Annotated in this window: 7 protein-coding genes; all 7 read left to right on the top strand. The window is 65.2% G+C overall.

The window, feature by feature from the left end; translation table 11 throughout:
- Positions 1 to 413 precede the first annotated feature (413 nt).
- The gene (gene mraZ, locus Q0176_RS09045; RefSeq protein WP_299301828.1) at positions 414 to 842 is read left to right on the top strand and encodes a division/cell wall cluster transcriptional repressor MraZ; all 429 of its coding nucleotides are present in this window, start codon (positions 414 to 416) and stop codon (positions 840 to 842) included.
- Positions 839 to 1,738 carry a 16S rRNA (cytosine(1402)-N(4))-methyltransferase RsmH gene (rsmH, locus tag Q0176_RS09050; RefSeq protein ID WP_299301831.1) on the top strand — a complete coding sequence of 300 codons (900 nt, stop codon included), beginning with the start codon at positions 839 to 841 and terminating at the stop codon, positions 1,736 to 1,738. Before mraZ ends, rsmH begins: the two co-directional genes overlap by 4 nt.
- A 105-nt stretch (positions 1,739 to 1,843) precedes the next feature.
- On the top strand, positions 1,844 to 2,176 hold the full coding sequence (locus Q0176_RS09055; protein WP_299301834.1) for a hypothetical protein: 333 nt from the start codon (positions 1,844 to 1,846) through the stop codon (positions 2,174 to 2,176).
- Between the two features lie 64 nt (positions 2,177 to 2,240).
- Positions 2,241 to 3,914, top strand: coding sequence for a penicillin-binding protein 2 (locus Q0176_RS09060; RefSeq protein WP_299301837.1), 1,674 nt, complete (start codon positions 2,241 to 2,243; stop codon positions 3,912 to 3,914).
- The gene (locus Q0176_RS09065) at positions 3,911 to 5,398 is read left to right on the top strand and encodes a UDP-N-acetylmuramoyl-L-alanyl-D-glutamate--2,6-diaminopimelate ligase (RefSeq protein ID WP_299301840.1); all 1,488 of its coding nucleotides are present in this window, start codon (positions 3,911 to 3,913) and stop codon (positions 5,396 to 5,398) included. The genes Q0176_RS09060 and Q0176_RS09065 overlap by 4 nt, the downstream gene beginning before the upstream one ends.
- A gap of 70 nt (positions 5,399 to 5,468) precedes the next feature.
- Entirely contained in the window at positions 5,469 to 6,878 is a 1,410-nt protein-coding gene (murF, locus tag Q0176_RS09070) for a UDP-N-acetylmuramoyl-tripeptide--D-alanyl-D-alanine ligase (RefSeq protein WP_299301843.1), read from the top strand.
- Positions 6,878 to 7,632: phospho-N-acetylmuramoyl-pentapeptide-transferase (locus Q0176_RS09075; RefSeq protein ID WP_299301846.1), on the top strand; the 755-nt coding region annotated here is incomplete at its 3' end. The genes murF and Q0176_RS09075, both read left to right, overlap by 1 nt.

A 7,632-nucleotide genomic window follows, 5' to 3' on the forward strand; every position in this document is an offset into this window, starting at 1 on the left:
TGAACTGCAGGGCCTCGCTCATCAGCTTGATTCCGTAGAGAAAAAGGCCTACGCCGCCGGCTGCGTGAAGCAATACGGATGAGTCCACGAATGATTTACCCCCAAATCGATGTCGTCCCCTGCCCGGGAACGCGCTCCTGCAAAAATCTCCTCCATATCTCTTCTTTATTAGTAAGAAGTATAGCATTCTTTGGGGGCGGGCGTCCCGCTTCCGCACGCAGGCCCCGGTCCGGTTCCCCTGACCGGAAAAACGACGCAATGAATCCCAGGGACAAGAGGACCAAAGCCTTTGCCTTTTTGAGCCTTAAGTCCCTTCAGTTATTTTACGCAAGTGATATTGTGGGGGAAAATGTCATGAAGTGGAAGTAAGTAGGAAAAAGTGGGGAAAGGGAAAGCGGCGGTGAGATGCCTTCATGTTGATGGGGACCTTCGAACATCGTCTGGATACGAAGGCTCGCCTGGTCCTTCCGGCGAAGTTCCGGGAGAGGCTGGGCGATACGCTCGTCGCCGCGATCGGGATGGAGCATTGCGTCTCGCTCTATTCCCGGGAGGAGTGGGAGAACTTCACCGCCTGGCTGAAGACGAGCTCCTTTCTGGACAGCGAGAGGACCCGGAAACTCCACAGGCTCATCCTCTCGAGCGCGCATGAACTCGCGCTCGACGGAGCGGGAAGGATCCTGCTGCCGGGGGTGCTTCGCGACTATGCGGCGCTCGATCAGGACGTCGTCGTGAACGGCGTCAACGATCATGCGGAGGTCTGGGACCGCTCGAGGTGGACGGAGTACTGGAGCGCGGGGCTCGCCATGCTTCCCGAGCTGACGGGGGGCGGCGCCGAAGCATGACGCACGAGCCGGTCCTGCTGCAGGAGGTGATGGGGTTCCTGGCCCCATTGTCGGAGAGAAAGGACGGCGTCAGGGTCCTTGACGGGACTCTGGGGCTGGGGGGATATTCGGAATCGATCCTCGAGGCCCTTCCGGGGGTACGGGTCCTGGGGCTGGACCGCGACCTCAGCGCGATATCCCATTCGGAAGAAAGGCTCGGGCGTTTTGTCCCGAGGTTCCGTGCGGTGCACGGCCGCTTCGGGGCGATGGGGACCCTCCTTCGGGACGAGGCTCCGTTCGACGCGCTGGTGTTCGACCTCGGGGTCTCCAACATGCAGCTGACGGAGGCGGAGCGGGGCTTTTCCTTCCAGCATGACGGGCCGCTGGACATGAGGATGGATCCTCATGGAGGTGCCCCGACCGCGGCGGAGGTCCTGATGCGGGAGGGCGCAGGAGAGCTTGCCAGGATATTTTGGGAGTACGGCGGCGAACGCTATTCGCGCCAGATCGCCGCGCGCGTCGAGGCCGAGAGGCGCAGGGGAAGACGGATCGAGACGACGGGGCAGTTCGTCGCCCTGATCCGGGAGCTCCTTCCGGCTCCGGTCCAGAGGAAGATGGGGATTCACCCGGCGCGGCGCGTCTTTCAGGCGCTTCGGATATACGTCAACGACGAACTGGGGGAGCTTGAGTCCATGCTGTCGGCCCTGCCGGGCCTGGCGGCGAAGGGGGCCGTTGCCGTGATCGTCTCCTATCACTCCCTGGAGGACAGGATCGTCAAGCATCGCTTCCGGGCCTGGGAGAAGGAGGAAGGGCGGGGCAGGGTTCTGACCCGCCATCCGATTCAACCCGGCGAAGAGGAGACGGAGCGTAATTTCAAGGCCAGGAGCGCCAAGCTCAGGGCATTTTCTTTCTCTTAGGTCTTAGGTCAGCTTATAAGGTCAACTTGGGGACGCAGCATCTATGGACGGGGGCTGTAACTTATGGGTAGAGTCAACAGAGGACGAGCAATGAGAAAGAACTTCATGACGGGAGTTGTGTTCGGCCTGCTCGTGCTTTTGGCGCTGGGGGCGCTGCGTTATGAAGCGGGCCGCCTGGCGTATCGACTCGACAGCCTGAACCGGGCTATCGGAAGGTACTCGATGGAGGAGACCGCCCTGAGGCAGGAGTTCTCCGGCCTTGTGGCTCCCATCAGAATCTACAGCTACTGCAAGGAGCAGCTTGGGATGGAGAAGGTTCGGGTTGCGGAGACCATCCTCGTCCGGCCCCGCGATGGAGCTTTGACCGCCGAGAGCGTTTCGGAGCCGGCGAGGGGCTGGCGCGCGAGGGTCGCCTGGATCCTCGGGGAGGGGAACTGAGCGGAGGATGGAGCTCCATGCGGAAGGTCCGGGGACGCGAAGCCTGCCAAGGGGGCGCTGACTTTTGAGGCGGCGCCTTTTCAGTCCGTGGGGCCTGTTCGTCGTGCTGTTCGTGCTGTTTGCCCGGACGCTGGTCGAACGTCACTGCTATCCGGACCCCAGGGTGCTTCAGCAATCCCAGCAGCAGTACTGGAGGCGGGTACCCGTCAAGGCGAATCGGGGCATCATCCAGGATTCCAAGGGCAACGCCCTGGTGATTCCCGAGATGGTGTCCAGTTTCGCCGTCGATCCGAAGCTCCTCGATTCCGCCGATCTCCCGGCCCTTCGCCGCGTGTTTTCCGAGGATGTCGTGGGGAAGCTGCAGCCGAACGGCGAGGGGCGTTTCGTCTGGCTGAAGCGTAAGGTGTCGGGGGAGGAAGCGCAGAAAATCCTGGCGCTGAACATACGGGCCGTCCGCGACATCGGAGAGCAGGAGCGGCGCTATCCCAACGGAAGCCTCCTGGCCCACGTGCTGGGGTTCTGCGACATCGACAACCGCGGTCAGGCCGGGATCGAGCAGTCGTGGAACTCCGTCCTTTACGACCCTCCGGGGTACCGCATCATCATCCGACGCCCGGGGGCCCATTCGATCGGCCTGGGCGGGGACGAACCGGAGCGGAGCCACGTCATGCCCGTCGTGACCCTGACCGTCGACAGCCGGATGCAGTATGTGGTCGAAAAGCACCTCGATAAAATCGCGTCGGGAAACGGGGCGAAGTGGGCGGCGGCGATCTGCATGGACCCCTGGACGGGGGCGATCCTGTCCATGGCCAGCTGGCCTCCCTTCGACCCCCGGGTCCGGGAGGGGTTCCGAAAGGAAGCGCTCTCTAACAACGCCGTCAGCCGCAATTACGAACCCGGGTCGACGTTCAAGCCCATTTATATGGGCATAGCCCTGGAGCAGGGCTGGGTGCGGACGAACGAGACCTTTCACTGTCCGGCCCGCCTCAAGGTCGCCGACGGTTACGTGGCGGAGGCCTACCCCAGGGCGATGGGGAACATCAGCACGGCCCAGCTCATCATCAAATCCTCCAACGTGGGGATGGCTCAGATCGGCGTCCGGTCCGAGAAGGTCAAGATGTACGAGACCCTCTGGAGCTGGGGGTTCGGCTCGGCGAGCGACGTCGAACTGCCGGGGGTCGCGAACGGAATCCTGCCCTTCCCCGAGCAGTGGCGCGGCGTCGTGCCCGCCAACATCGCCATCGGCCAGGGGCTGGCCATCACGCCGCTGCAGCTGATCAACGCCATGGCTGCCGTCGTGAACGGGGGGAAGCTGATGAGTCCCTATATCGTCAAGGAGGCCGTGAACTCGTCGGGGGAGGTCGTCTACAGGGGGGAGCCCCGTGTGATGCGGGAGGTCCTCACCCCCGAGACGGCGCAATGGCTGCGAAAGACGATGCGGTCCGCTGTGCTCGAGGGGACCGGAAAGGGAGCGAACACCGCCATCACCGAGCTGGCGGGGAAGACCGGAACCGCTCAGGTCGCGGAATCCGGGAAGTACAGCAAGAACCGCTACGTCGCGTCCTTCATCGGCTTCTGGCCCTATGAAAAGCCGCGCTATCTCATGCTCCTGTCCATAGGGGAGCCCACGAGCGGACGCTACTACGGAGGCGAACTGGCCGCCCCCTCCTTTCGGGCCATCGTCGAGGAGATGGCGGAGGTCGAATATTATGCCCCGGGAAAGAATGATCGGTCATGAGTGTGAATTTTTCCAGCCTGATTGAGCTCGTTCGGGAGATGGGCCTCCTTCGGGAGGCCGAGGGGGCCGGGGGGAACCCCCGGATAACGGACGTCGTGTCCGACAGCCGGAGCGTTCGTCCGGGGGCCCTGTTCTGCTGCATTCGGGGCGAGAGGAGCGATGGGCACGACTACATTCCCATGGCCCGGGAGCTTGGGGCCGCGGCCCTGCTCTGCGAGCGGCCCGTCGACGCCGGGCTTCCGTCCGTCGTGGTCCCGTCCGTGCGCGAGGTCATGGGCGAGGTCTCCGCCGCCGTATACGGGAATCCGTCGGAGAAGCTGCTGATGGTGGGGGTCACGGGGACGAACGGCAAGAGCACGACGACCTACGTCCTGCGCAGTATCCTGAATGCCGCCGGGATACGCTCGGGACTTCTGGGCACGATCGTGGAGAGCGACGGGGTGAAGGAAAGGGATGCGGACAGGACGACCCCCGAGAGCTGCGTCGTACAGCGCCGGCTTGCGGAGATGGTCCGGAACGGATGCGGCGCCTGCGTGATGGAGACCTCCTCCCACGGGCTCTTTCTGGGGCGACTGAGGGGATGCCGCTTCGACGTTCCGCTCTTTACGAACCTGAACCCCGAACATCTGGATTTCCACAAGGACATGGAGCACTATTTCCAGGCCAAGCGGCTCCTGTTTTCGCGCTACGCACGGCCCGGATTCGAGGGGGCCGCCAACGCGGACGACCCTTACGGGCATCGGCTGCTGGAGGATTTTCCCGAGAATGTGCGGGGGTTTGCCCTTGCCTCCGAAGCCTTCGCGCGCGTGACGGAGTTCCGGACCGGCCTGGAGGGGACCTCCATGACGGTGTCGATGCGTGGTTTCCCGGACCTGCATCTGCGGAGCCCTCTCGTGGGGAACTTCAACGTCTGGAACGTGCTGGCGGCGGTAACGGCGCTGCGTGGGCGGGTGGAGGACGAGGCCGTGGTCCGTGGGGCCGCCGAGGTCCCGCAGGTCCCCGGACGCCTCGAGAGACATTCCCTGCCGAACGGCGCCTGCTGCTTCATCGATTTCGCCCATACCCCCGAGGCCCTGAAAAACGTCCTCGCCGCCGCTCGGGCGCTCTGCCCGGGCCGCCTGATATCGGTCTTCGGGCATGGGGGGGGGCGCTATCCTCTCAACCGCCCCGCCCTCGGCAGGGTCGCCGCCGACTTGGCCGATCTCGTGATCGTGACCATGGACAACCCGAGGGACGAGGACCCCGCGGAGATCGCGGCGGGGATCGTCGGGGGAATTCAGGAATCGGGCGGTGCGCGGCATCGGGTTATCCTGGACCGCAGGGAGGCCGTCCGCACCGCTTTGAGCATAGCCGCTCCCGGGGACGTGGTGGTGGTATCGGGGAAGGGCCCGGAGCGGTACCTGGAGCAGGGCGGGAAAAAGACGCCCTACAACGATGCGGAGACGGTGGATTCCTGGATCCGCTCCTCCGGGGGCGACCATTGAAGCCGGACGTGCGGGTCCTCGGCGGACGATGCAGCCGTATAAGTTCCTGATTCGAGGCGGGAGGAAGACAATGGAGGACAGCGCCAGGCTTTCCGTGGGCGAGATGTTTGCCCTGATCGGAGCGGAGGTGGGGCAGGGAGTCGAGGGGATCCCCTTTCCCGCTCACGTCGCGACCGACAGCCGCGACGTGGAGCGGGGGGGCGTTTTCGTCGCCCTGGAGGGGGAGCGGACGGACGGTCATCGGTACGTCCCTCAGGCGCTCGAAAAGGGCGCGGCCCTGATCGTCGTGCGGCGCGGCAAGCGTCCCGAGGACCCCGTCGTTCCCTGCGTCGAGCTGGAGGACCCCGAGCGGGACCTGGCCCGGCTGGCCTCGGCCTACCTCCGACGGACTGCGCCGGAGGAGGTCGTCGCGGTGACCGGAAGCGTGGGGAAGACGACGACCCGTGAGGCCCTGCGGCGCGTCCTGAGGGCGCGCTTCCGGGTCCATTCGGCGGACCGGAGCCTGAACACCCGTATCGGATGCACCGCGACGGTCCTGGCCATGCCGCCCGACGCGGAGCTGCTGCTCCTGGAGTTCGGGGCCAACAAGGCGGGGGAGATCGCGGAGCTGTCCGAGCTCTTTCCTCCCACGACGGCCATGGTGACCCAGGTGGCGCCCGTCCATCTCGAGGGGTTCCGGTCCGTCGAGGGGGTCCTACGGGCCAAGATGGAGATCGCCGGCTCCGGGCGGCTGCGCCGCTTCCTCTACAACTTCGATAACCCCCTGCTTCGCGGGGCCGCCGCGGGCCTGTCGGGGCCCTCCGTCGACTCCATAGGGATGGAGCGTGAGGCGGATTTTCTCATCGAAGAACCCCGTTTTGCCCTGGAGGGCGTCCTGCCCTTCCTCACCTTCCGCCTTCGGGGCGGCGGGGACGAGGCATGCATCCGTTCCGGCCTGTGGGGGCCACATCTGGCCCTGCCCCTGGCCTTCGCCGCTGCGGCGGGATGCCGGCTGGGCATTCCCCTGAGGGAGGGGGCCGCGGCCCTCGAGGGGTTTCGTGGAATCAAGGGGCGCGGCAGGATCCTTCCCGCCGCGGGGCGGGAAGGATTCGTCGTCGACGACGCCTACAACGCCAATCCGCTTTCCATGCGCTCCTCCCTGGAGACCTTCCTGTCCCTTCGATCCGTGACGCCTAAGATGGTCGTGTTGGGGGAGATGCGGGAGATGGGGCCGGATGCGGTACGATACCATCGTGAGCTGGAGCCCCTGATCGACGGTGTGGACGAGGCCGTGCTGGTGGGGGAGCTTTGGCGCGGGGCCCTGGAGGAGAAGCCGAACCGCCGTTTCGTTGGGGGCTGGAGGGAGGCTCTGGACGCCGCGAGGGCCGCCGAATGGGCGGGGATCCTGGTGAAGGGTTCCAACAGCCTGGAGCTCGAGAGGGTCGTCGAGGGCCTCGCGGCGGAGCCCGTTTCCTCCGACGGCTCCGGGGAGGCTTCATGATGGAGATCGCCGTCTGGGGGGGCGGCTTTTTTCTCCTGGGGCTCCTCCTGCAGCGTGTCTGGATTGGCGTCCAGCGGCGATGGAGCGTCGGACAGGCTCAAAAGAGCTACGGAGTTGGAATCGACGTCGAGATCAAGGCCGCGACCCCTCCGATGGGGGGATGCGTCTTCCTGTTCATGGCCCTGTTGGCCCTCCTCGCGACATGGGGAAGCGAGGCCCTCGTGTTCTGGTCCCTGCCGATCGCGGGAGGCGCCATCGGGCTGGTCGACGATGGGATGAAGTTTTTCCGCAAATCCAGCGAGGGGTTTCGGAGCCTCGCCAAGCTGAAGGTCCAGCTCGTCGTGTGCGGAGCCTGGGCGCTCGTCGTCCACCTTCGCGGCGGTCTGGCCCTCTGGAGCGGGATCCCGGGGCCGGTGTGGCTGGTCTTCCCCCTGGCGATCCTTGGCGTCTCGGGAATGATGAACGCGGTGAACATCACGGATGGTCTGGACGGGCTGGCGGGAGGGTGCTTTTTGATCGCCCTCGGGGCCCTGGCCTTTCTGCTTCCATCCGATGTTTCCTCCGACGGTTCGGGCTTCAACGCGCTGGCGATGGTCCTGCTCTTTGCGATGGCGTCGAGCTTCCTGTTCTATAACCTTCATCCGGCCCGGACCTTCATGGGGGATACGGGGGCGCATTTTCTGGGGGGGGCCCTCGCGGCCCTCTGCGTCATGAACGGCAGGCTGCTGGCCCTGATTCCGGTGGGATTCCTGTT

The organism is uncultured Fretibacterium sp. (assembly GCF_938040765.1).
In the GTDB taxonomy this organism is placed as follows: Bacteria; Synergistota; Synergistia; order Synergistales; family Aminobacteriaceae; genus CAJPSE01.

Excerpts from the sequence above, each read along its gene's own strand:
- mraZ (WP_299301828.1), top strand. The coding sequence starts at position 414 with ATGTTGATGGGGACCTTCGAACATCGTCTGGATACGAAGGCTCGCCTG.
- rsmH (WP_299301831.1), top strand. The coding sequence starts at position 839 with ATGACGCACGAGCCGGTCCTGCTGCAGGAGGTGATGGGGTTCCTGGCC.
- Q0176_RS09055 (WP_299301834.1), top strand. The coding sequence starts at position 1,844 with ATGACGGGAGTTGTGTTCGGCCTGCTCGTGCTTTTGGCGCTGGGGGCG.
- Q0176_RS09065 (WP_299301840.1), top strand. The coding sequence starts at position 3,911 with ATGAGTGTGAATTTTTCCAGCCTGATTGAGCTCGTTCGGGAGATGGGC.
- murF (WP_299301843.1), top strand. The coding sequence starts at position 5,469 with ATGGAGGACAGCGCCAGGCTTTCCGTGGGCGAGATGTTTGCCCTGATC.